Genomic DNA, 22,755 nt, shown 5'->3' with positions numbered 1-22,755 from the left:
CTGAACTAACATATAAAACTCATATTTTAATTTTGAAATACACCTATTAGAGAGAGACGCGATAAATCTAGAGAAAGACGCGATAAATCGCCGTCTCTACGAAGGACTGATTATGAAATTATTTATCCTCACAACGGCGATCTCTGGGTAACAGGCTCTTTTTCTGTTTTTCTTGCAAACTGCTGGCTTGTTTCAGGACTGGAATACACTGGTTAATCATCCAAATTAAAACCTCAATTGGTGAGTCTCCTTGCTGAAGGCGGTTTTCGGCATTTACGCCAATTAATATTGTTTGCAGAGTTAGCAAGAAAGCGATCGCTGTTTGACTGACACTTTTACTAGGTTTTTTAGCTGACATTTGAATTTACCTTGTTTTTAGGTTGACAAGGTGAATTATTTTTTTGGGTATTTCCCCATACACATCCCCCACGCAGCGTCTATAATGCTTGTATCATCAGGTTTTGCGGTTTGGGGAAGCTTGTTTGTTTGGGTAATTAAAAATTATTTTTATTTTCTTTATATTTGACTGATGTCAAGAAATATTCGTGGAGATGAATCAGTTTTAGAAAATGTACTTAGTCTGGTAGAAGCATTAGTGATTGATGCTTTGGTAGAGTTAATCGCCAAACCACAACTGGATGATTTTACCCGATGGCTAGCGGCAGAAAGCTTAAGGAAAATTAGCTCTGGCAACCAAAAAGCGATTGATGCTTTGGTGGAGTTAATCGCCAAACCACAACTGGATGATGATATCCGATGGCAAGCTGCATCTAGCTTAGGGGAAATTGACCCTGGCAACCAAAAAGCGATTGATGCTTTGGTGGAGTTAATTGCCAAACCACAACTGGATGATTTTACCCGATGGCAAGCTGCAGAAAGCTTAGGGCGAATTGACCCTGGCAACCAAAAAGCGATCGCTGCTTTGGTGGAGTTAATCGCCAAACCACAACTGGATGATTCTACCCGAAGGCTAGCGGCAGAAAGCTTAGGGCGAATTGACTCTGGCAATCAAAAAGCGATTGATGCTTTGGTGGAGTTAATCGCCAAACCACAACTGGATGATTTTACCCAAAGGCTAGCGGTATCTAGCTTAGGGAAAATTGACTCTGGCAACCAAAAAGCGATTGATGCTTTGGTGGAGTTAATCGCCAAACCACAACTGGATGATGATATCCGACGGCGAGCTGCATCTAGCTTAGGGCAAATTGGCTGTGGCAGCCAAAAAGCGATTGATGCTTTGGTGGAGTTAATCGTCAAACCACAACTGGATGATGATATCCGATGGCAAGCTGCATCTAGCTTAGGGCAAATTGACTCTGGCAACCAAAAAGCGATTGATGCTTTGGTGGAGTTAATCGCCAAACCACAACTGGATGATTATATCCGATGGCAAGCTGCATCTAGCTTAAAGGAAATTAGCTTTGGCAGCCAAAAAGCAATTGATGCTTTGGTGGAATTAATCGCCAAACCACAACTGAATGATGATATCCGATGGCAAGCTGCATCTAGCTTAGGGCAAATTGACTCTGGCAACCAAAAAGCAATTGATGCTTTGGTGGAATTAATCGGCAAACCACAACTGGATGATCATACCCGATGGCAAGCTGCATCTAGCTTAGGGGAAATTAGCTCTGGCAGCCAAAAAGCAATTAATGCTTTGGTGGAGTTAATCGCCAAACTACAACTGGATGATGGTACCCGATTGCAAGCGGCAAAAAGCTTAGGGCAAATTAGCTCTGGCAACGAAAAAGTGATTGATGCTTTGGTGGAGTTAATCGGCAATCCACAACTGGATGATGATACCCGATCCCACGCAGCATATAGCTTAGGGCAAATTCTGTTAGAGGAACAGATGCCGAATGTTGTTACTGTATTGAAGCATTACTTATCACCTGAAACTTACAAAAATGACTTTAAGCGATTTGATAATTGTTACGAAATTATCTGGAAGTGCGCCCAAAGTATGCCCTACCCCGCTTTTTATCAAGCTTGGCATCAACAAGAGAAAGTGAAAAATGGAGAGTAGGAAAGAAAAATACTTCCTCCAGCCAAAACATAAGCAAAATGTGGAAGCAGCAATCCCTTGTAAAGACGCGATTCATCGCATCTCGTAAGCGTCTCGTAAATCTATCGCGTCCGATCTTTCTGCAATCCAGGGAATGCGTAGGCGTAGCCCGTAGCAGACATCGCCCCTACTAAAACAGATATTGTAAACAGCATGGAGATGCGAGCGTTTTCGCGATCGCCCCTTGTAGAGACGCGATTCATCGCGTCTTTATTTCCCCCATTTACATAATGAGAATAATTCCGAATTTTTTGGGTTGGCAATTACATAAATGCAAGGCAATACTAGCATAAGTTTTTGCCTCAACAAAAGATGTAATTATGAATAATGACAATCCTCAACCAAAAGACAACAAGCCGAAATACAAAGGTAAATATCGAATAGATTCAACGCGTTTGCCAGCATGGAGTTATACCAGTAATGCTGGATATTTCGTTACTATTTGCACAGATGGTAAGAAATGCTTTTTTGGTGAGATTGTGGATGGTGAAATGCAGCGATCGCCAATGGGAGAAATTGCTCAGAAATTGTGGTATGAGATTCCTAATCATTTTTCTAATTGCCAGATAGATTCGTTTTGCGTCATGCCTAATCATATTCATGGGATTTTGGTTGTTAATCAAATACGAGAAGGAGACGCGAATCAAATACAACAAGAAGACGCGATGAATCGCGTCTCTACAAGGGGGAATGGTCAACGGGGTGGGGTTACTGGGTTATTTAATCCGATGTTGTCTAAAAATTCCCTTTCTAAAATTGTTAGATGGTACAAAGGACGATGTACATTTGAAATTAATCAAATCTATCAAGGTTTTGGATGGCAAGAAAGATTCCATGACAATATAATTCGTAATGAATTCGCCCTCGATAAAATTAGACAATATATTATCAATAACCCAATCAATTGGGAACGCGATCGCGAACAACCACCCCCCTTGTAGAGACGCGATTCATCGCGTCTTGTACTATTGACGTGTATAACGATGTTTCACCCCAATCGGGAAATATTCAAAATCACCCATCGGTGCTAATGTAACCTGTAGTATTTGATATTCTACCGGAACATAATTAGCAAACTCGCTATTGAGACGTAACAATTGTGAAAGAATCGAAGATGTGATCGCTTCTCTTTGAGCTTCACTACCCTCTACCCCTAGTGCTAATTCCACAACTACAGATAAAAATCGGTTTTTGTCAGCATCTTCCTTTACCTGCAACACGAATTTACCTGTCACCCATTCTTGAATTACTGGTTGTTCTAATCCCACCGTTACATTTTCGGGATAGATATTTGCCCCAAAGTAAGAAATTGTAAAGTTAGAACGCCCGAAGACATAAACAAAAGGTAGCTGATGAATACCTCTTGGTGATTCTTGAGTATCAGAACGCAGATTTTCCAGCGGGTTAAATCTCCATTCAGCTAAAAATTGCAGCATGGCATCATAACTAATTATCCCGCCAGTATCCAAGATGTCATAACGCACTAAGGGAATACCGTTATCTCCCGAAAACAGCAATCCGCCATCTTGAACTTCAAAAAAGCGAGTGAAAGGATCGTATTGTACTAATGTGGGTAAACGCGATTCCCCAAATAAAGCTCTTGCTGCATCGGGATTTTCTGCCAAAAAACGGCGAATGTAGATACTTAACGGTGTTTCATTACCCAAAACTCCCGCATCCGCAGTGCCGTAAAGTGATGCAAAATCATAGCAAGGATTTCGCGAACCAACTCTTTCGCCAACTAAACTTCGCCATTCTTCACTAAATACTTCTCCCGCCATCACTAATTTAATCTGATATTGCTGCCACTCCATACCACGAGCGATACCAGTATCAATCACATCTTTTAAAAATGGCGGGTATCCCAACAACACAACTTGCTCAAAACCTGAGCCTAGTTCCTGCACAACTCGCAAGATTTCTTCTTTGTTGTTACCAGGAGTAATTACAGTAATCAGATAACCTTTGCTAGCAAGATAACGACAGCAATTAGTGGTAAACATCCCACCTACCCAAGTGCCTAAAGAGAAACAAATCACTGCTAGGGTACGTCTGGTATCTGCATAGAAACTATCGTGAAAAATCTGTTCAAAGCGTGTGGCAATTTGGAGTTCATCTGTGAAAAAACGAGGCCAAAATGTCGGTTTCCCACTGGAACCTGATGAAGCAGCTATCATGTCGCACGCCTGGAGTTGTCCGTTGCGGCATAAGTTAGCCAGAGGATAACGCAGTATATAATTTTGTTTAGCGATCGCTGGTAATTTCTGAAATTCCTCTAAGGTTTGAATAGTCGCGGGATTAATTTCCCTTTCTTCTAAAAACGCCTTGTAGGCTGGTACATTCGCCACCACATCGTGAAATAAACTCAAAGCTGACGGAATTTGAGTGTTGAGATGCCGTTGTAATATCGTTTCTAGAGGGGTAGACAAAAAGTCTTCAAATGCTTTAATTACTTGCTGTTGTCTTGATTTGCCGTTCATGACGCTTGTTGTAGATCCTGAAGTAAAATCAATACCGTTAAAATAATTCGTAATTCGTAGAATATCCGAAAATGAGGGTATGCACGTTGTAGTCTTTCAATAAAACCTTAATTTATCCTTCAGCACCATGCAGCTTTATTGCAGTAAACAACACACAAATAATGGTAGTAACCGCTTTTGTATTCATTGTGGTGAACCATTACCTCTTGCTGTGGGACAGGTTGTGGATAATCGCTATCAAATTATCCGTCATTTAGGGCAGGGCGGCTTTGGACGCACCTATTTGGCGGAAGATATCAATAAATCCCATCAAACCTGTGTGCTGAAGGAATTTGCACCCCAAGTACAAGAAAATCAAGATTTACAAAAAGCTAAAGAGTTATTTGAGAGAGAAGCAAATGTTCTAAAAAAACTCCAACATCCACAGATTCCCCGTTTTCACGCCTCGCTACAAGTGAAGATAGGCACTAAAGATTTTTTCTTTTTAGTACAAGATTATGTGGATGGTGACAATTACTACCAGTTATTAGAACAACGTGAAAGTCAAGGAAAAAACTTTAGTGAAGAGGAAGTAATCACTCTCCTGCAACAAATTTTACCTGTTTTATCATACATCCACTCACAAGATGTAATTCACCGTGATATTTCTCCCGATAATCTAATCTGGCGGCGTTCTGATAATTTGCCAGTACTAATTGATTTTGGTGGCGTTAAGCAATTGCCAGCTTCTCAAGGTTTTTGGCGTACCAAGTTGGCTGAAAATAATACTTTGTTGGGTAAAAAAGGCTACGCCCCAGAAGAACAACTACGGCAGGGAAAGGCATTTTTTAGTAGTGATTTATATTCTTTGGCGGTGACAACATTAGTGTTGCTCACAGGTGAAGAACCACAAAAATTATACGACAGCTATCAGGGAATTTGGGGGTGGGGAAAGCAAATCCAAGTTAGTCCCCAACTGGAAGCGGTGTTAAAAAAGATGCTGGCTTATAGACCGAGCGATCGCTACCAACGAGCCGAGCAAATCCTCAGAGATTTACCATTGTCAACTACAACTAAATCTCTAGGTAATTCTATTACCACCAAGATTAAAACAATGGTAGTTGCTCCCGGAAGACAACGCGCCAGTGCGGTGATGAGTAGATTCCAAAGGCAAACGCAAGCAATTGCTAAACCAGCATCTTTCCCTGTTTGGATTCGCCCTTTTATGATGAGTTTAGGGGGAACGGCTTTAATTGTCTTAACTGGTGCAGGTGCTTGGGCGGTGGTAAATGCAGTGATTAAGAGTGTAACTTCAATTACTATCCCATCAATTTCATTACCGCAAATTCCCCAGTTTCCCAATCCCAGTGGTAAACCAGGTAGCGACAAAGGAAAAAATGGCAACCTCCAGAAAATTATCAGTCGTCGTCAAGAGCTAGAAATTACTGAAGGATTTTTTATTCGCACAGTAGATGATTTATTTTATACAAAAAAACCAGAATTAAAAGGACGTAGCCTGACATCTAAACCTGAAGACGCTGGTTTACGAAATGAATGGTCTGGTATTGCTAATGATTTATTGGATAAATTAGACCAGGCTAACCTAAGTACAGTAGCTCGTCAGAAATTGGGGAACTATAGTCAAAAAGATTACGATACATGGAGACGACAAGCGCGATCGGGGCAGTTTGGAAACTATACAATTGATCAATTGACTAAAGACACAAATGAAAAATTTGATCGGTTGTTTCCCGAGCAAGAGCGTAAGAAACTCAATCAACAGACTTTTGGTCAAATTTGGTATGCGATCGCAGCCGATCGAGTTAGTAAAATACAATCTGGCAAATAAGAGGACTGGGGAAGAGTAACAAATGACAAATGACAAATGACAAATGACTAAAATATATTGTTCTAAAGGACATGAAAATTCCCCAGCTAGTCGCTTTTGTCTTCAGTGTGGTGAAAATTTGTTGGATGCGCCCATGAGTTATAGTATACAAGCGGGACAGACTTTAGGCGATCGTTATGCGATCGTGCGTCAAATTGGCCAAGGTGGCTTCGGACGTACTTATTTAGCTGAAGATGTCAACCGTTTCCGAGAACTTTGTGTTTTAAAAGAATTTTCACCCCAAGTTCAAACCGATTACGTTGTCCAAAAAGCTGAAGAACTCTTTGAAAGAGAAGCGAGTGTTCTTTATAAACTGCAACATCCTCAAATTCCCCGCTTTCGGGAACTGCTACGGCTAAATTTAGGGGGCAAAGAATATCTGTTTTTGGTGCAAGATTATGTAGAAGGGGAAACTTACAATTCTTTGTTAAATAGTCGTATACAACAGGGTCTGCGCTTTACAGAGACGGAAATACGCTTTCTTCTGCTTTCAATTTTGCCAGTTTTAGAATACATTCACTCTCTAGGAGTAATTCATCGAGATATTTCCCCAGATAATTTAATGCTTCGCACTGTTGACAAACTGCCAGTTTTAATTGATTTTGGCGGTGTCAAACAAGTAGTAGCAACCGTGGCTTCCGAATATTACCAACCTGGTATGGTTGCACCTCCACCAGCACCAACTCTATTAGGTAAAATCGGATTTGCGCCCCCAGAACAAATGCAAACAGGGTTAGTATCTCCCCACAGCGACTTGTATGCTTTGGCAGCAACAATGTTGGTTTTACTGACAGGGAAACAACCCCAAGAATTAATTGATACCTATACTCTCAGTTGGCAATGGCGACGGGAAGTTAATCTGAGTCAAAATTTGGCACAGGTATTAGATAAAATGCTATCTCCTAGACCAAGCGATCGCTATCAATCAGCCCGTCAAGTACTCCAAGCCCTCAACTCACCCCCAGCGAACTATCCGCCAACTCAATATCCCACTCCGCCACAACCCACATCCGCCACCGTTGCCGTCTCCCCACCTCCCCCACCTTCTCCATCCCCCTCATATCCCTCATCTTCCCCCTCTTCCTCCTGGTGGACACCAACAAAAACCTTCCTGGTGACGGCGCTAGTAGTTGGTAGTGTGGGATTAATTTGGTGGGGATTGAATGGCAGGCGCGATGTCGGGCAAGTCCAACCTAATCCTACAGCCAGCCCTACTCCAACTAGCGAACAACCAACCGATCCTTTAGCACAATATTCGCCAGCAGAAAGAGAACGCAAAGAAAGATTAAGCGATCGCCGTCAACAGTTGGGTATCGACTCTAACTTCTACGTGAACTTGGTGAATCAAGTTTTTTGGGACAGAAATCCCAGTTTACGGGGACGTACTCTCGGTAATGGCCCTGAAGATGAAAGTTTGCGTGCAGAATGGGATAAAACAGCTTCAGAATTACTAGAAAAGCTTGCACCATTGAGTAATAATGCACGCCAAAAACTGGGAACTTACACAACTGCTGAACGCGATCGCTGGAAAGTGGAAGTCAACAATATCAACGTTGGTAGTCGTTCTTTGTCTGATTTAGGAGATGCGGCTTTTTTGAGTGTATTTCCTGAGCAGCGGGGTAAAAATTTCAAAGGTCAGCCCATTGGACAAGTTTGGTACGGATTTGTTAGCGATCGACTCAGTGCAATCCTTGACGGTAGCGCTTTCCAGAAACTTGTCTTCGATCCGGGGGCTACTGGCAAAACAGTCAACGGTACTCTCCAACCTGGTGGTGGTAAAGTATTCATTGCTGGACTTGCCAAAGACCAATCTCTAGACTTGAAGCTAGAAGCAAATTCTCAAGTTTTGTTATCAGTCTATTCACCTTCTGGAAAAATTCGGTTTTTAGAAGATTCTACCAAGCGTAGTTTGTCAACTAAATTACCAGAAAATGGATTTTATGAGTTTGTCGTGGTTTCCACGGCAACGAAACCAGTAGATTATCAACTCACTATTACAGCAGAAAATCCCACTCCTCTCCCATTTCCAACAGCAACTCCCACGGAAACTCCCACGCCAACAGCAGCTCCCACGCCAACACCAAAGCCAATACCCACGCCTATAGAAACTTCTACACCTGAACCTGAACCTACACCAATACCAACTCCTGAGACAACGCCATAGTACCGCAAGGCGGAAGTCAGAAGTTTGTATTGGCGTCGGAGCAGCGGCTTTTGCCGTTGGCGTAGCCCGCCGCACGCATCTAAACTTTTCAAGACGAAGACTTTTCACCCAGTCCTCAGTCCCCCAGTCCCTTGCTATAGTAATGTCTTTCAACCTGTCTCTACTACACCTAAACGCAACGCAATTCGCTGGTGCTTCATTGGATCGTAGGGTCTTCCTCTGTGCATCACCTGTGAGTTGTCCCAAAAAACAATATCTCCTGGCTGCCAAATATAGGAGTAGACTGGCGTGCAGTCTAGAACAGTCGCAAACAAATCTTCCCAGAAACGTTTTGCTTCTTCTGGTCGATCTTCCATACCAACTGCGATCGCAGTGTCCGAACCTAAATATAATCCCTTTTTACCAGTGACTTTGTGAGTGGACACAATCGGATGCAGTTTCCTCGGTATATCAGTCTCTACATTGGGTTTTTTAGAAAACATTGGTGGCAAGTGATACATCGACATCTGCTCTAATTGCTGCTGATGTTGAGGATCTAGGTTATTGTAAGCTTCTACCATATCGAGGAACTCGGTAGTATGAGGTTGGCCATCTACACCTTCCGGCACTTGTATTCCATAAAGCATCACAACATATAGTGCGTTCATATCTAGTCCCTCTATACTGGGGAGACCATCTTTATCATGATGCCATTGCCACGCATATTCCCCGACGCGATCGGGAACTGGCCCTTTAGGATTGCCCAATATATAAACATATTGACTTTGTAAGTCTGGACTAAGATCGGGATCTAATGTTTTTGGAGGGCCGCCAAACATAAAATCGCCAAAAGTCTGCTTGGCAAATTCTTTTAATTGTTCTGCGGTAAGCTGTTGCTGTCTGACGACTACAACGCCATGTTTCCAAAGTGATTCTTTTAATTCACGCGACTCTAGATTTGTGAGGCAGTTAAGATTGCAACCGCGCAGGACTTCAATTCCGAGTCTTGGATGGTGCTGGATTAGGTGTGGTTGTTGAGTAATTTGAGTCATTGCTATGCATTTATTTTGGCAGCAAACTATATAAGTAGAGTGACATAAATAAATTAAGACAAGGCAGGAGGCAGGAGGCAGGAGGGAAGAGGTTTTTAGCTATAGTGCTCTTGACTGATATAGTTAAGTTTATTTATATTTTCCTACTTAGTTAATTAGTGTAGCTAGGAAATTTATGTAGTAATATCTTACCTAAAAAATTTAGCAAAGTATATTAAATATCGAAGTAGCTACTAATCAAAGTCTGTCGGTAAATCTGATTGGCGATAATGTTGAAAAAGTCGATTTATTTGTACTGGTGTCACACGTCCGAGAGAAAGTTCTGGTAACGCACCTTCAGGGAAAAAACCTACTTCTTCAGTCTCAATACTTGATGATGGAGAACCACCAATAAGTTCACAGTGAAAAAACAGCTTGTAGACATAAAACGGTAATGGTGGATGTCCCTGTTTGTTTCTGTCATACACTGCTAAAAGTTTAATAGTGCGTGCCTGATATCCCGATTCTTCATATACTTCTTTCACAACTGCTTCACTGGGTGACTCGCCAACATCAGCCCATCCACCAGGTAAAGTCCAACAGCCGTCTATTCGTTCTTTGACTAACAATATAGTATCGTCACGAAAAATAGCTGCCCGTACATCAACTTTGGGAGTTGCATATCCTAGTTCACGGCTAAATAAATCGAGGACATAGCTGTGTTCTACATTTGAGCAACTCGCCATGATTTCTGTGGCGATCGCTCGTAATTGTTTGTAACGTTCGATATCAAAAGGATTTTCAGAATAAGTCAAACCATTTTGAGCGATCGCTTGTAACTTTTGTGCCCATTCCAGCCATTTAGTTTCCACAGTTTTTTCTAAATTTGTGTAATTTAGTGCAAGCAAGTGCCTGGCGGATAAATTTTATTTTATGATATTTCTTAGTCCATCTCGAAAAATCTGAAAACTTTTAGAGAGGTTGTTTTCTACATCCATGTGCGGAGAAACTTTCTCAGCAAAGTCGATTTTTTGTAAACCTGTCTCATAGCCATATTTTTTTAGTATCTTATCTAGTTGCTCCCATGTACCACCTTTGATAGTATCTGGATTCCGAAATTTGGCTTGCTGGGATAAAGAAACAGGAATCTTTTCATATTCAGCCCTAATTGCTGTCACATCACCTATAAACCATGACTCTAGTTCTTCTACAGCAATTCTATGGAGAACAATATTTCCTTTGTGTTTAGTCACAACACTGCTAGCATCACAAAGTTTCCTTTTTAATTCTTGGCAATCACATCTATCTTCATCTACTATAATCACGATCCGCCAGTCATCAGGCACAAAGTTAGCATAAGCTTTCATCCGCTCAGGCAGTCTTTTTAAAAGTCTATCTTTATTTTGAAAGTTATGAATTTTCAGCGTATGAGTATCACCTATGATTTTCGGAACAATAAAATTTAAAGCAACTTCAGTTGAAGGTTCTTCTACTAAAAACTCTATATGCATAATTGCTACTACTACTAAGCTAGTTCTCTAAAATACCCCTCAGACCAAAGATCACCTAAACCTGCTTGGGATTCTATAAAATATTTAGTATCAGGGATTTTATCAGCCCTTTTAACAGTTGCATAACCATTATCATCACGTTGGAAAATCCAGAGTTGTTTAGCATCTTTTATTGTGTTAACAAAAAATGTGGAGTGCGTAGAAATAAATACTTGTGCGCGTTGCGAGTAAGCCTGAGCTTCCTCACTCAAAGAATCAAGAAGTTGATGGTGCAGTCCATTCTCTGGTTCTTCAATGCAAAGTAACTGAGGAGGATTAGGATCATTTAATAATATCAAATATGCTAGTAATTTTAGTGTGCCATCTGAAGAAAACCTTGCTAAAAATGGTTTACTAAAAGGTGCATCTTTAAATAAAAGAGCTAGTCTGCCATCAATTGTTTGCTCCGATTCCACTTTTTCTAACTGGGGAACACGGCTAGCCAGTAACTTCAAAATTTTGGATAAAGTTTCTTGATGTTCATCAGCAAGGTATTGAACTACATTGGCAATATTGTCTCCTTCACGAGAAAGATGTTCCATTGCACCAGCAGTCCCTAGCTGACGAGCTTGATCTGGTATGAAATAAGAAAGAAACCATTCTTCAATAAAACGGCGCAAACTAGCAATGCGTGGGTTATCTGATAATTGACCTATAGTTTTAATAGCCAGGGAACTAGGGTCATCCATTTGATAGTGAATTCTTTTGTCATTAATTTCTGGCTCTTCACCACTAATTACTTCACCTCCACCATTTTCAAACTTCAGAAAATCAAATGGTTTGCCATGAGAACCGCGCTTCAATTTGAGAGTTTCTCTTGAAACAATTGGCGCTCCATTTTGTAAAGCAATAGCAACTGTATAGGTTATTTTAGGAGATTTATTATCTTCCCGATACTTAATGACAATTTCAATTTCTTGATCTTGACAATCACGGGAGATAACTTCTTGAAATCTTCCTCGCTTTTCTAAGGCTTTGCGAACATTAGTAGTAAGGCAATCTGAAAGAAAACCTATCACATCAAAAAAAGTAGTCTTACCACTACCATTAGGGCCAAGAAAAACGGAAAAAGGTTTGATATCTTTTAGGGTAATATTTTGCAAAACCCTATAGTTTTTGACTGAAATTTCTTCAATTCTTGCCATTACACTTTCACCTCCACAATTTTGGTGGTATGGTTGCCAAAAATGCTAATAAATACAGTAAGGGTACGGTATACCGCACCCTTACTACAATTGTCAAAAACTACTAGATTTTTTTCAGTAGCTTAAGAGCTAATTTTCTTAAGCATCATCTAAAGCTGCAATTCCAGGCAATACCTTGCCTTCAAGTAACTCCAAGCTAGCGCCGCCGCCAGTGGAAATGTGGCTCATTTGATCGGCTAAACCAACCTTTTCCACAGCCGCTACTGAGTCGCCACCGCCAATAATGGTAGTTGTGCCAGTTTTACCGATTTCGGCGAGGGTATGAGCGATCGCTTCTGTACCTGCCGCAAACTTATCAAACTCAAACACACCCATTGGTCCGTTCCAAATTACTGTTTTGGTATCTGCAAGGGCTTCTTGGAAAACTTTTACTGAGTCTGGCCCAATATCCAAACCCATACCATCATCAGGGATGTTCTCAATGCTGACGGTTGTCGCATTAGCATCGGGAGCAAATTTATCTGCTGATACGATATCCGTGGGTAACAAGAAGGTAACGCCCCGTTCCTTAGCTTTAGCTTCCAAAGATTTCGCTAGTTCTAGCTTGTCTTCTTCCACCAATGACTTACCAACATTCAAACCACGGGCTTTGTAGAATGTGAAAATCATCCCACCGCCGATGATCAGCTTGTCGCACTTCTCCAGCAACGTTTCAATTACGCCAATTTTGCTGGAAACTTTGGAACCACCAATAATTGCCGCCAAAGGACGTTGGGGATTTTCAATGGCGTTTTGCAGATATTCCAATTCCTTTTCAACCAAATATCCAGCTACAGAAGGGCTGAGGAATTTAGTCACGCCTTCTGTAGAAGCATGAGCGCGGTGTGCAGTACCAAAAGCATCATTTACATAAAAATCAGCATTAGCTGCCAATTTTTTCGCAAATTCTGGGTCATTTTTCTCTTCTTCTGGGTAAAAACGTACATTTTCTAGTAACAGCACTTGGCCATTTTGCAACGCGCCAACTTTCGCTGCAACATCATCGCCAATGGAGTCATCAGTTTTAATGACTTCTTGCCCGAGTAACTCAGACAGACGCTTGGCAACGGGAGTTAGGCGTAATTTATCATCCACACCCTTGGGACGGCCAAAATGGCTGGTGAGAATGACCTTAGCTCCCTTCTGCGTCAAATCTTGGATGGTTGGTAGAGCAGCGCGAATGCGAGTATCATCAGTAATGTTGCCTTGATCGTCCACAGGCACATTAAAGTCAACCCGCACTAAGGCACGTTTCCCAGAGATATCAGCCGAAGATAAACTTGCTAAACTTTTTTTGGACACACCAAACTCTCCTGATTGCCTTTTTGTTATTGTTTTGAAAGTAGAACCATCAAGATTTTACCGGAGTCAGGGGTACCCAAGTGACAGATATATTTAAGACGGTATTATTTCCTATCGATCAAAGCCGGGAAACGCGAGAAGCTGCTGATGTTGTTACCAACGTAGTTAAAAAGTACAGCAGTCGCTTGGTGCTGCTGTCTGTGGTAGAAGAACCGCTTCCAGATGCGCCTAGTGCCGATGATCCGATGGTGTCGCCAGAGGTAGTTGCTAAACTGCTGGAAAATGCCCAATCTTTATTTTCTGGGCAAGGAATTCAGTCTGAAATCCTGGAAAGGCGAGGCAAACCAGCTTTTACGATCTGCGATGTTGCTGATGAAATCGGGGCAGATTTAATTATCATGGGCTGTCGCGGACTAGGTTTGACTGAAGAGGGAGCGGATGATAGTGTTACAAGTCGCGTGATTAACCTTTCACCTTGCCCAGTGCTGATTGTGCCTTAGAGTGTGTTACTCTATACTAGTAGATTTGTGGTGTGATCGCTAATAAAAAGTTCTGCGGTTGTTGGAAAAACGGGGCTGAGGAAGGTTGTCCCAGATTTAGTGGTGCTAAATACAGGCATCAAGTTTTAGCCTTAACCAAGCATTATTGACTCCTACTCCTACCTCCTGCCTCCTGCCTCCTTAAACCTTAGTGTTCTGAATTTTTTGATTATTATCTAATTTTCTAATTCCTCCAAAAACAATTAACCAAACTATTACTACAACCAAGTGAATTAAAACCTTGAAATGGTTCTGTTGCCAATAATTTATAAGAGAAGGCAAGAGAAAAGAAATATGAATAAAAACTAAGAGACGCTATTGAGGGTCATTATTAATTACAAATTATTTTAAGCGATCGCTTTGATGAGTGTTTGCATCATCGCCCCAGAAACTCTATTTTGTCAAAGCGTCAAGTTTAGTCAGTATTCTTAAGCTTTCGTTCTAGGTTGCCAGTTGCGACCATTGCTTTACAGCAATTTTCAGGTAATTGAACCACAAACTAGGGTAAACTGGGAGTAAAGTAATTGTTAGATTCGATGCCAGTATCTTACTCAGGTGATTTGCGTCGTCGCGTGATTAAAGCTTGGGAAGCAAAGGAAGGGTCTCAACGTCAATTGGCTCAAAGATTCAAGGTCAGTTTGTCATTTGTGCGAAATCTGTTGCGTCATTATCGCCAAAGTGGACAAATTGAAGCCAAACGGCGTGGAGGATACCAAAAGCCAACAATTCAAACCGAGCATCTATCGCTTATCCAATCTCTGGTTGAGGAGAAAAATGATTTGTTGTTGAGAGAACTATGCGTTCGCTATCAAGAAAGGACAGGGATTAGGGTGAGTATCACGACAATGCATCGTGCGATAGAAAAATTAAGCTTACGCTGTAAAAAAAAGCGTCGTTAGCCAGCGAGCAAGATACGCCCAGAGTGCAAGAGTTAAGACATGACTATCAGCGTTGGTTAGATCAGATTGATGTCAGAAATTTAATATTTGTCGATGAAGCGGGAATAAATTTGTCAATCGCTGCGCGGCTTGGTCGCCAGAGCCGTTGATGGCGAACGAGCCGTGGGTAGTATCCCCAGAAGCAAGAGTGGCAACGTTTCTTTGATTGGCGCTTTGAACATCGATGAACTGATTGCGTCGATGACTGTACCAGGAAGTACAAATACTGAAGTGTTTCTTACTTATGTGACCCAGGTCTTACTGCCTCAGCTATGGAAAGGGGCAATTGTAGTCATGGATAACCTCAAGGTTCATCATGCCGAGCGTGTCAGAATTGCCATTGAGTCCGTCGGTGCAAAAGTCAAGTTTTTGCCGCCTTATTCTCCTGATTTATCACCTATTGAGCAATGTTTATCGAAACTGAAGCAATTCCTTTGTTCCTGTGAGGCACGTACTCCTGATTCACTTGACCAAGCAATGGCTCTTGCTGTAAATTACATTACCGAAGATCATGCCTTCAGTTGGTTCAGTCACTGTGGTCTATTTACCTGAAAATTGCTGTAAATCTGGTATATTTTCAGTCAAAAAACTCAAAAGCGATCGCTCACAGATAAATATCTGCAATATCCAGCCAAAGAACCCAGGATAATGAATCATAATTAATCTCTATAGCTTTGAGTTATCAGCCATCAGCCACCAGTTACCAGCCGGAAGCTGAGATGCCGAATAATCAAGGCTTTTGATTCAACTTAACGAATTGACTATGAATTCTGAACAAATCAAAAATTCTCTAAATATTTCGCCAGCGATACGTGTGGGAGTACTGGGTTTCGGCGGACTCGGACAAGCAGCCGCTAAGGTAGTTGCTGGCAAACGAGAAATGATTTTAGTTGCAGCAGCAGATCATAAAGGCTACGCTTATGCAGCTGACGGTTTAAATACTGAAGAATCCATTGCAATCTATCAGTCCCAAGGTTCGGTGGGTTATTTAGAGCCAATTGGTACATTAACAAATCAAAGTATTGAAGATTTAATCGAAATAGCTGAAGTAGATGGGTATTTTTTGGCTTTACCTAATCTACCAAATGATTTTATTCCCACTGTCACCAAGGAATTTATCAAATCTGGTTGGCATGGGGTATTAGTAGATGCAATTAAACGCACCACTGCTGTAGAACAACTCCTAGCGATGAAAGATGAACTGCAAGCAGCCGGCATTACATACATGACAGGATGTGGTGCTACACCTGGACTGTTAACAGCAGCAGCAGCTTTAGCCGCCCAAAGCTACGCCGAAATTCATCATGTTGAAATTACTTTTGGGGTGGGAATTGCTAACTGGGAAGCTTACCGCGCCACTGTCCGGGAGGACATCGGCCACATGCCTGGTTACACCGTGGAAATTGCGAGGGCGATGACTGACGCCCAAGTAGAAGCACTACTAGATAAAACAAATGGCGTGCTGACCTTGACAAATATGGAACACGCTGATGATGTAATGTTAGAGATAGCCGGGATAGTAGGGCGCGATCGCGTTACAGTTGGTGGCGTAGTTGATACCCGCAATCCCAAAAAGCCCCTCAGCACCAATGTGAAGGTAACAGGACGTACCTTTGAAGGAAAGATTTCTACCCATACATTTACTCTGGGAGATGAAACCAGCATGGCAGCCAATGTCTGTGGCCCTGCTTTCGGTTATCTCAAAGCTGGCAGACAATTGCACCAACGCGGCATCTATGGAATATTCACCGCTGCCGAAATTATGCCTCAATTTGTTAGGTAAATAGGGCATGGGGCATGGGGCATGGGGCATGGGAAATAGAAAATGGGGAAGACGAATAGGAAAAAGAGTTTTCCCCTCTGTATCCCGCCCAATCCCCAATTCTTATAATGGTATTTCAGTGCTGATAAATCGGAGGTAAGTGTGACCACTACGGTACACTGGCAGGAACGGGTTGGTAATCAAAGAGATTGGATTTGGCGTGGCTGGCAAACGCGTTATACTTACATTCGCCCTAGCCAAAATCACCACAATACAACACCCCTAATTCTGTTACATGGCTTTGGCGCTTCCATTGGTCATTGGCGACATAATTTAGAGGTGTTGGGTGAGCATCACACAGTTTACGCCATAGATATGTTAGGTTTTGGCGCTTCTGAAAAAGCCGCAGCTAATTACAGCATTGAACTCTGGGTTGAGCAGGTTTACGATTTCTGGAAAACATTTATCCGTCAACCAGCGATATTAATAGGCAATTCCAACGGTTCACTGATATCGCTGGCCACCGCCGCCGCCCACCCGGATATGCTGCTGGGTATGGTGATGATGAGTTTACCAGATCCGTCATTAGAACAAGAAGCAATTCCTGTTGTGCTGCGCCCACTTGTTAGAGCAATTAAAAATGTTGTCGCTTCACCGTTGATACTTAAACCTGTGTTTAACTTCGTGCGCCGTCCTGGGGTGCTGCGTCGCTGGGCTAGTCTCGCCTACGCTAACCCAGAAGCGATTACCGATGAACTGATTGAAATTTTAGCAGAACCTCCCCAAGACCGAGGTTCTGCGAGGGCGTTTAGTGCTTTGTTCAAAGCGGCGATCGGAATTAATTTTAGTCCTAGTGTAAAGACGGTATTACCAACCTTAACAATTCCCATGCTTTTAATTTGGGGACAAAAAGATCGGTTTGTTCCGCCAGCTCTAGCTAGCCAATTTGCCCAATATAACGAGAAGTTGGAACTACTAAATCTGGAAGATGTAGGGCATTGTCCTCATGATGAATGTCCAGAACAAGTTAACCAAGCGATTTTAGATTGGATTGAAAGATGGGTTGGCGTAGGCGAAGCCCGCCGCAGGCATCGCCAACCATTGGTTGTTCCTTAAATGTTATGCAATGGGAGCGATCGCATCAGCAATACTTTTAAATCCTTTAACACCTAGCCAATCGTCGCCTGGTCAGTGTCAACATCTGTAGCACCATTTACAGAACGCGCCACAGAAATCATTTTGTTGAGAATTTCTTGACTGGGGACTTTACCTTTTAACACTACAGTGCTACCCGTCTGAGCCACCCAAAGGGTATTAACATCGTCGAGTTGGGGATCTTCATCAAATGCCAACGCTACCCGCTTTGCTAAACCACTTTGGTCATATTCTCCGCTTAATCCTAGACGTTCTGGAGGTATTGATTGCGTAGCACTAGCAACCTCACTACTAGGAGCTTCCTGTACAGCCTGTGGGGCCGGATTTACTTCTGCATTTTGAGGTTTTTCCAATCCAAACAATCTTTGTAACCAACCCATAAAACCTTGTCTCCTATTAGAGGCTTATCAAATCTGAGTATAAAAGGTTTGCAACAAATGCTGCATCTGTCAACAAAAAGATATACGTTCAACGAAATTTTTGCTTGCGGTAGGATTTCTAAACAATTTCTCAATTGAGAATGCAATGAGTGCAACGCTTAAGTTTACAATAGGAGGTCGCACTGAAAATTTAGTGCGGTAGTAGGTCTAGCGTTGCTTTTTGCTAGTGTCTGCGTTGCTCAATTCCTGCTCTAGCCTCTGTTGGCGAAGATGAAACATACCCTTTCAGTTCTCGTAGAAGATGAGGCGGGTGTTCTTTCCCGCATTTCTAGTTTATTTGCGCGTCGCGGCTTTAATATTGAAAGCCTTGCTGTTGGTCCTGCTGAACAAGGAGGAGTCTCCCGAATTACAATGGTTGTCCCTGGTGACGATCGCGTGATCGAGCAACTCACCAAGCAACTATACAAGTTAGTCAATGTCTTAAAAGTCCAGGATATTACTGAAACCCCTTGTGTGGAGAGGGAATTGATGCTTTTGAAAGTGAATGCTAGTACCAGCAATCGCTCAGAAGTAATCGAATTGTCTCAGATTTTCCGGGCGCGAGTTGTGGATGTGGCGGAAGATTTTCTCACCTTAGAAGTTGTGGGAGATCCAGGTAAAATGGTAGCGATCGTGCAAGTATTACAAAAATTTGGTTTGAAAGAAATCGCCCGCACTGGCAAAATTGCCCTGACTCGTGAGTCGGGTGTGAATACCGAGTTACTCAAATCTTTGGAAGCAAAGGTTTAGTTGGGAATTTAAATCAAGACTCATAAATACTCAAACGCAGCAGAAGTCATAGTGGCAATTGTTACTATGACTTCTGCTTAGGGACTAGCAAAAAAAAGAAATATCCAACTAACCTTCAATTTTGGCGATCGCGCAAACGGTTAAGGGAGATTGCGAGGAGTCGTGTAGGGTTAGTTCGCTGTCTAATTGATGATTTTCAGTTACCATATCCTATAAATTTATGCTTGCATTAATAGCTTTCATAGAATTGCAATTAAACCAGCCGTCAGAATTATAACTCAGATGAACCGAGGCTTTTGAACTAATATAAGACCAAAAAGCGCGATCGCCTTACACATTATCCACTGCCAAGTCAGGATTAGGCGATCGCACTTAAGTTGACAATGTTTTTATGCAAAACTGACTCCTAGTGTATAAGAAAAATCAGGATTAGAACTGCTAACAGAGAAAGTTCCGCCATCTTCAGGTAAGAAAGCATATTTACTCACTGAAATGTAGTACGTACCTGCACTCAGGGAACTGGTAATTAATGACGAATTGCTACCGCTACTATAGTCGTTCGTTTGCAGTAAATTCCTAATCCTAATATCGTCAAACAGTCCCAGAACTGTATCTCCTGATGTCACTGTCTTAATAGTGATAGTTCCTGGATTTGCTAAAGAAAATGTAAAAAACTCGAAATCGGGATTGCCCTCCGGTTGAACTGTTGCTAACTGGACTGAAATGATTAACGTTTGAGCCTAATGATAAGCAACCTAATCCTTCAGGGTTGGCAAGTGTATTGTTTGTAGTTTATCCAGTGTTTTCCTGCTCATAGAAAAGTGAAGTTGTTACTATTAAGTGTGAGACCCACTACCCCTTGCACAATACCGATGAACTCATCTGGTTCTGTTCCCGGTTTGTCTGAGAATATTCGTGTGTTGCTGCCAACAACTTGCAGGCGATAGTCCTGTAAAGATCCTTTGAGTTCAATTCGATCTTGGCTAGAGTCGAAGTCAGTAATAGTAGCGTAGTCCCCAAAACCAGGATTTACGCTGTTGTTATCGTCGTAGAAAATATTTACAGCGTCTCCCAGGATAAATCTATCTGCCCCAATCCCGCCAGTTAAGGTATCAGTTTCTCCTAATCCGGGTGGAAGCGGACTACCAGGAAAAGTACCGATGAGGATATCGTTTCCAGATCCTCCATTGAGTATTTCATTACCCGGTCCGCCTTGTAGGCTATCATTGCCGTCCTCACCATTGAGGATATCATCGCCATTACTACCGTCTAGCGTATCATCACCTACTCTTCCGTTTAGAGTGTTATTAGAAGTATTACCAAAAAGGAAGTTGTTAAGACTGTTACCTGTCCCAGTAATGTTGCCACCTTCTCTCAACCTCAGGTTCTCCAGATTGGCTCCTAGTGTGTAGTTGAAAGAAGACCGGACGGTATCTATGCCTGAATTCGCAGCCTCTGTAATAATATCAAGAGTATTGTCAACGACGTAACTATCATCACCTGCCCCCCCATTCAAAGTGTCAATACCTAAACCACCATTAAGTGTGTCATTGCCATTATTACCGGATAATCGGTTATTTTGGTTGTCGCCAACAATGCTGTCATTTCCATTTGTGCCGCTGACATTATCAAAGTTGACTGCGGTAAATGACAATGTTCCCAAACCAGGAACCTTATTAGCAGACAAACTTTGGGTTTGCAGGTTAGCGGTGATAAATACCCCAGCCAAAGATTGGGATGCATCTATGGTGTTGTTAGCAACCTTAGCATTAGCAATAACCTTTTCTACTTTAAAGAGTAGATCTTTTCCCAATCCCCCAGCTTTTTGAATGGTTCCAACACCTGACAAGGTAATAGTTTGACCTAGTTGACTGTAGTCTGCAGTATCAACGCCATCTCCACCATCAATATTGTCGTTACCCTGACTGCCTTTGAAGATGTCACTGCCAGCACCACCTTTTAAAGTGTCGTTTCCTGTGCCCCCATTAAGTGTATCATTCCCATCTCCACCGCTTAGACTGTCGTTCGCCGTCCCACCTGCGAGGGAATCGTTACCAGCCAAACCATTCAAGATATCGTTACCGGAGGTACTATTGGCATTACCACCACTAGCCCAACCTACTATCGTATCATTTCCCGAACTCCCATTTATCGTGTCAGGATTTGTAGTACCGAAAGCCATATTATCTCTCCTAAATTTCTTACTAAATATGTAAGTTCAGCATCAATCAAATAACTATTTATCAATTCCATGTAGATTTTGTCATTTGCGTAATTCCATGTTAAAAAACATTAACAATTTAATTAGGAGCTTTTCAAGAGAAAATATCCAACTACTTACTGTAGGCTGATCCGAAAAGCCAGCCCTTGGTTGCAAGCGAAACGCATACCTAAAAAATCAGATAATTTATTTCCTAATAATCCATTAAATTGATTACGCAAATGATTAAGTAATTAGGTCAAATATTTTGGTTTTTTTTCAACTTTTTAAACTCATACTGTAATTATTTAATTATCATGAAGTACAAGGTTACACAAACTTCTTTACTAAATCTTCAAAATACTTAATAAATTTGATTCATAATACATTGATATATGTGTGTAAACATTAAATTAAATATTTTTTAAAATTTACTGATTTGTTTGGTTAATATTGCCAGTTTTTTAGCTTGATAGGGTTTGTCATTAAGTTAGGTTTCAAAATCATTTCTTTTGTTAAAGAACTATTATGTTTAATTACAAGAAACCATTTATCTATTAAAGAAATAATTTTAAATAGATAAGTAAAATTAATTTATATCTGGAAGATTTTTATGCTTAATAACACTTGAGCTTTACATAAATTTTATATACTTTTTTGGAAATTAGCGATCTCTGCGGTTTTTGCTAGTCTATGCATACTCACAAAAACCATCTAAACAAATGTCAATAGAGAAAAGCTGATCTCAAAGACATATTTCAGATTGTGTACTAACGAAAGTGATAGAAAAGTACTAATTTTAGATAAAAACTTATGCACCAAGCTATGTGGTGATAAATATGTTATATATTGCTTCCCTATAGATCAATACATCCCAAATCTCTATTTGGAGCAATAGCCCATGTAGGATTGAAAGGGGACTGAAGCCAAACCAGAATGCGTAAATTGGAGACTCTTGAAAATTTGAATGGAGATTCAAACCTCAACCAAATCTTACTTATATTTTCTGCTCTAGTACCTAGCCGAGACTTATAGTCGTTCCGCTGCTAAAATCTTGCATAGTCTTTAGTTTATAGAAAATGCTTCGATACCGTAACCAAACAATATTTATTATTATTTCTGCGCTTATCGTTGTACCGATAGGATTTTTGTTTAAGTATTATAATGGACCTGCCCATCACTGGTTTAATGATTACGGAGCAGCTGTATTTTACGAAATATTTTGGTGTCTGTTCGCATTTTGGTTTTTCAGAAGTCGGGCAGCGATAATCCAAATTCCGGTGTTGCATAATAAAGGGATGAGGAGAGGGTTCATACTGTGCATTGTCCATACTGTAAGTCTACGGAGATTAGAAAAAATGGAAAAAGAA

General features: G+C 41.4%; 21 protein-coding genes and 1 pseudogene. 11 read left to right on the top strand and 11 right to left on the bottom strand.

Going from position 1 to position 22,755, the window contains the following annotated elements; genetic code table 11:
* Positions 1–118 precede the first annotated feature (118 nt).
* Positions 119–358 (bottom strand): hypothetical protein, encoded by a 240-nt coding sequence (locus tag V7K89_RS23560; protein WP_335191454.1) that lies wholly within the window; start codon positions 356–358, stop codon positions 119–121.
* Positions 359–529: 171 nt separating this feature from the next.
* On the opposite strand from V7K89_RS23560, the gene V7K89_RS23555 reads away from it, so the two are divergent.
* Positions 530–2,026 carry a HEAT repeat domain-containing protein gene (locus V7K89_RS23555; protein ID WP_335191452.1) on the top strand — a complete coding sequence of 499 codons (1,497 nt, stop codon included), beginning with the start codon at positions 530–532 and terminating at the stop codon, positions 2,024–2,026.
* Positions 2,027–2,127: 101 nt separating this feature from the next.
* Here the strand turns inward: V7K89_RS23555 and V7K89_RS23550 are convergent, their stop codons facing one another.
* Positions 2,128–2,328, bottom strand: a complete 201-nt coding sequence (locus V7K89_RS23550) for a hypothetical protein (protein WP_335191449.1) — start codon at positions 2,326–2,328, stop codon at positions 2,128–2,130.
* A 57-nt stretch (positions 2,329–2,385) separates the two neighbouring features.
* Here V7K89_RS23550 and V7K89_RS23545 point away from each other — a divergent pair, with 57 nt between their 5' ends.
* Positions 2,386–3,006: a transposase gene (locus tag V7K89_RS23545; RefSeq protein WP_335191447.1), complete on the top strand. Its 621-nt coding sequence runs from the start codon at positions 2,386–2,388 to the stop codon at positions 3,004–3,006.
* Positions 3,007–3,030: 24 nt separating this feature from the next.
* On the opposite strand, the gene V7K89_RS23540 is transcribed toward V7K89_RS23545, so the two are convergent.
* Positions 3,031–4,545, bottom strand: a complete 1,515-nt coding sequence (locus V7K89_RS23540) for a phenylacetate--CoA ligase family protein (protein WP_335191445.1) — start codon at positions 4,543–4,545, stop codon at positions 3,031–3,033.
* 127 nt (positions 4,546–4,672) lie between these two features.
* Here V7K89_RS23540 and V7K89_RS23535 point away from each other — a divergent pair, with 127 nt between their 5' ends.
* Together V7K89_RS23535 and V7K89_RS23530 are read left to right on the top strand one after the other, a co-directional pair.
* The gene (locus V7K89_RS23535; RefSeq protein ID WP_335191443.1) at positions 4,673–6,373 is read left to right on the top strand and encodes a serine/threonine-protein kinase; all 1,701 of its coding nucleotides are present in this window, start codon (positions 4,673–4,675) and stop codon (positions 6,371–6,373) included.
* A gap of 43 nt (positions 6,374–6,416) precedes the next feature.
* Complete coding sequence (locus tag V7K89_RS23530; protein WP_335191442.1) at positions 6,417–8,576, top strand: serine/threonine-protein kinase; 2,160 nt, start codon at positions 6,417–6,419, stop codon at positions 8,574–8,576.
* Positions 8,577–8,725: 149 nt separating this feature from the next.
* Here the strand turns inward: V7K89_RS23530 and V7K89_RS23525 are convergent, their stop codons facing one another.
* From V7K89_RS23525 to V7K89_RS23505, 5 genes are all read right to left on the bottom strand, one after another.
* Positions 8,726–9,607 (bottom strand): TauD/TfdA dioxygenase family protein, encoded by an 882-nt coding sequence (locus V7K89_RS23525; RefSeq protein ID WP_335191441.1) that lies wholly within the window; start codon positions 9,605–9,607, stop codon positions 8,726–8,728.
* Positions 9,608–9,840: 233 nt separating this feature from the next.
* Positions 9,841–10,458 carry an NUDIX hydrolase gene (locus V7K89_RS23520; RefSeq protein WP_335191439.1) on the bottom strand — a complete coding sequence of 206 codons (618 nt, stop codon included), beginning with the start codon at positions 10,456–10,458 and terminating at the stop codon, positions 9,841–9,843.
* A gap of 54 nt (positions 10,459–10,512) precedes the next feature.
* Entirely contained in the window at positions 10,513–11,097 is a 585-nt protein-coding gene (locus V7K89_RS23515) for a DUF4276 family protein (protein WP_335191437.1), read from the bottom strand.
* A 14-nt stretch (positions 11,098–11,111) separates the two neighbouring features.
* A complete protein-coding gene (locus V7K89_RS23510; protein ID WP_335191435.1) occupies positions 11,112–12,281 on the bottom strand; it encodes an AAA family ATPase in 1,170 nt (389 codons plus the stop codon).
* A gap of 138 nt (positions 12,282–12,419) precedes the next feature.
* Positions 12,420–13,622 (bottom strand): phosphoglycerate kinase, encoded by a 1,203-nt coding sequence (locus V7K89_RS23505; RefSeq protein ID WP_335191433.1) that lies wholly within the window; start codon positions 13,620–13,622, stop codon positions 12,420–12,422.
* Positions 13,623–13,711: 89 nt separating this feature from the next.
* Here V7K89_RS23505 and V7K89_RS23500 point away from each other — a divergent pair, with 89 nt between their 5' ends.
* From V7K89_RS23500 to V7K89_RS23480, 5 genes are all read left to right on the top strand, one after another.
* Positions 13,712–14,122 (top strand): universal stress protein, encoded by a 411-nt coding sequence (locus tag V7K89_RS23500; protein WP_335191522.1) that lies wholly within the window; start codon positions 13,712–13,714, stop codon positions 14,120–14,122.
* Between the two features lie 575 nt (positions 14,123–14,697).
* Complete coding sequence (locus V7K89_RS23495) at positions 14,698–15,060, top strand: transposase (RefSeq protein ID WP_335191431.1); 363 nt, start codon at positions 14,698–14,700, stop codon at positions 15,058–15,060.
* 129 nt (positions 15,061–15,189) lie between these two features.
* Complete coding sequence (locus V7K89_RS23490; protein ID WP_335191429.1) at positions 15,190–15,651, top strand: transposase; 462 nt, start codon at positions 15,190–15,192, stop codon at positions 15,649–15,651.
* Positions 15,652–15,862: 211 nt separating this feature from the next.
* Positions 15,863–16,882 carry a (S)-8-amino-7-oxononanoate synthase BioU gene (gene bioU, locus V7K89_RS23485; RefSeq protein WP_335191427.1) on the top strand — a complete coding sequence of 340 codons (1,020 nt, stop codon included), beginning with the start codon at positions 15,863–15,865 and terminating at the stop codon, positions 16,880–16,882.
* A 141-nt stretch (positions 16,883–17,023) separates the two neighbouring features.
* Positions 17,024–17,977, top strand: coding sequence for an alpha/beta fold hydrolase (locus V7K89_RS23480; protein WP_335191425.1), 954 nt, complete (start codon positions 17,024–17,026; stop codon positions 17,975–17,977).
* Positions 17,978–18,030: 53 nt separating this feature from the next.
* Here the strand turns inward: V7K89_RS23480 and V7K89_RS23475 are convergent, their stop codons facing one another.
* Positions 18,031–18,396 carry a BON domain-containing protein gene (locus V7K89_RS23475; protein WP_335191423.1) on the bottom strand — a complete coding sequence of 122 codons (366 nt, stop codon included), beginning with the start codon at positions 18,394–18,396 and terminating at the stop codon, positions 18,031–18,033.
* Positions 18,397–18,666: 270 nt separating this feature from the next.
* On the opposite strand from V7K89_RS23475, the gene ilvN reads away from it, so the two are divergent.
* Positions 18,667–19,185 (top strand): acetolactate synthase small subunit, encoded by a 519-nt coding sequence (ilvN, locus tag V7K89_RS23470; protein ID WP_292867303.1) that lies wholly within the window; start codon positions 18,667–18,669, stop codon positions 19,183–19,185.
* 389 nt (positions 19,186–19,574) lie between these two features.
* On the opposite strand, the gene V7K89_RS23465 is transcribed toward ilvN, so the two are convergent.
* Entirely contained in the window at positions 19,575–19,910 is a 336-nt protein-coding gene (locus V7K89_RS23465; protein ID WP_335191520.1) for a DVUA0089 family protein, read from the bottom strand.
* 86 nt (positions 19,911–19,996) lie between these two features.
* A complete protein-coding gene (locus V7K89_RS23460; protein ID WP_335191421.1) occupies positions 19,997–21,367 on the bottom strand; it encodes a calcium-binding protein in 1,371 nt (456 codons plus the stop codon).
* Between the two features lie 1,097 nt (positions 21,368–22,464).
* On the opposite strand from V7K89_RS23460, the pseudogene V7K89_RS23455 reads away from it, so the two are divergent.
* Positions 22,465–22,668: pseudogene (locus V7K89_RS23455) on the top strand (DUF2809 domain-containing protein); the annotation flags it as partial.
* Between the last annotated feature and the right edge of the window lie 87 nt (positions 22,669–22,755).

Source organism: Nostoc sp. (assembly GCF_036917515.1).
Classification (GTDB): Bacteria; Cyanobacteriota; Cyanobacteriia; order Cyanobacteriales; family Nostocaceae; genus Nostoc.
This window is presented reverse-complemented; position numbering and strand designations above follow the sequence as displayed.

Coding starts and splice junctions, on each gene's coding strand:
- V7K89_RS23560 (WP_335191454.1), bottom strand. CDS start 358: ATGTCAGCTAAAAAACCTAGTAAAAGTGTCAGTCAAACAGCGATCGCT.
- V7K89_RS23555 (WP_335191452.1), top strand. CDS start 530: ATGTCAAGAAATATTCGTGGAGATGAATCAGTTTTAGAAAATGTACTT.
- V7K89_RS23545 (WP_335191447.1), top strand. CDS start 2,386: ATGAATAATGACAATCCTCAACCAAAAGACAACAAGCCGAAATACAAA.
- V7K89_RS23540 (WP_335191445.1), bottom strand. CDS start 4,545: ATGAACGGCAAATCAAGACAACAGCAAGTAATTAAAGCATTTGAAGAC.
- V7K89_RS23535 (WP_335191443.1), top strand. CDS start 4,673: ATGCAGCTTTATTGCAGTAAACAACACACAAATAATGGTAGTAACCGC.
- V7K89_RS23530 (WP_335191442.1), top strand. CDS start 6,417: ATGACTAAAATATATTGTTCTAAAGGACATGAAAATTCCCCAGCTAGT.
- V7K89_RS23525 (WP_335191441.1), bottom strand. CDS start 9,607: ATGACTCAAATTACTCAACAACCACACCTAATCCAGCACCATCCAAGA.
- V7K89_RS23515 (WP_335191437.1), bottom strand. CDS start 11,097: ATGCATATAGAGTTTTTAGTAGAAGAACCTTCAACTGAAGTTGCTTTA.
- V7K89_RS23510 (WP_335191435.1), bottom strand. CDS start 12,281: ATGGCAAGAATTGAAGAAATTTCAGTCAAAAACTATAGGGTTTTGCAA.
- V7K89_RS23495 (WP_335191431.1), top strand. CDS start 14,698: ATGCCAGTATCTTACTCAGGTGATTTGCGTCGTCGCGTGATTAAAGCT.
- bioU (WP_335191427.1), top strand. CDS start 15,863: ATGAATTCTGAACAAATCAAAAATTCTCTAAATATTTCGCCAGCGATA.
- V7K89_RS23475 (WP_335191423.1), bottom strand. CDS start 18,396: ATGGGTTGGTTACAAAGATTGTTTGGATTGGAAAAACCTCAAAATGCA.
- ilvN (WP_292867303.1), top strand. CDS start 18,667: ATGAAACATACCCTTTCAGTTCTCGTAGAAGATGAGGCGGGTGTTCTT.
- V7K89_RS23460 (WP_335191421.1), bottom strand. CDS start 21,367: ATGGCTTTCGGTACTACAAATCCTGACACGATAAATGGGAGTTCGGGA.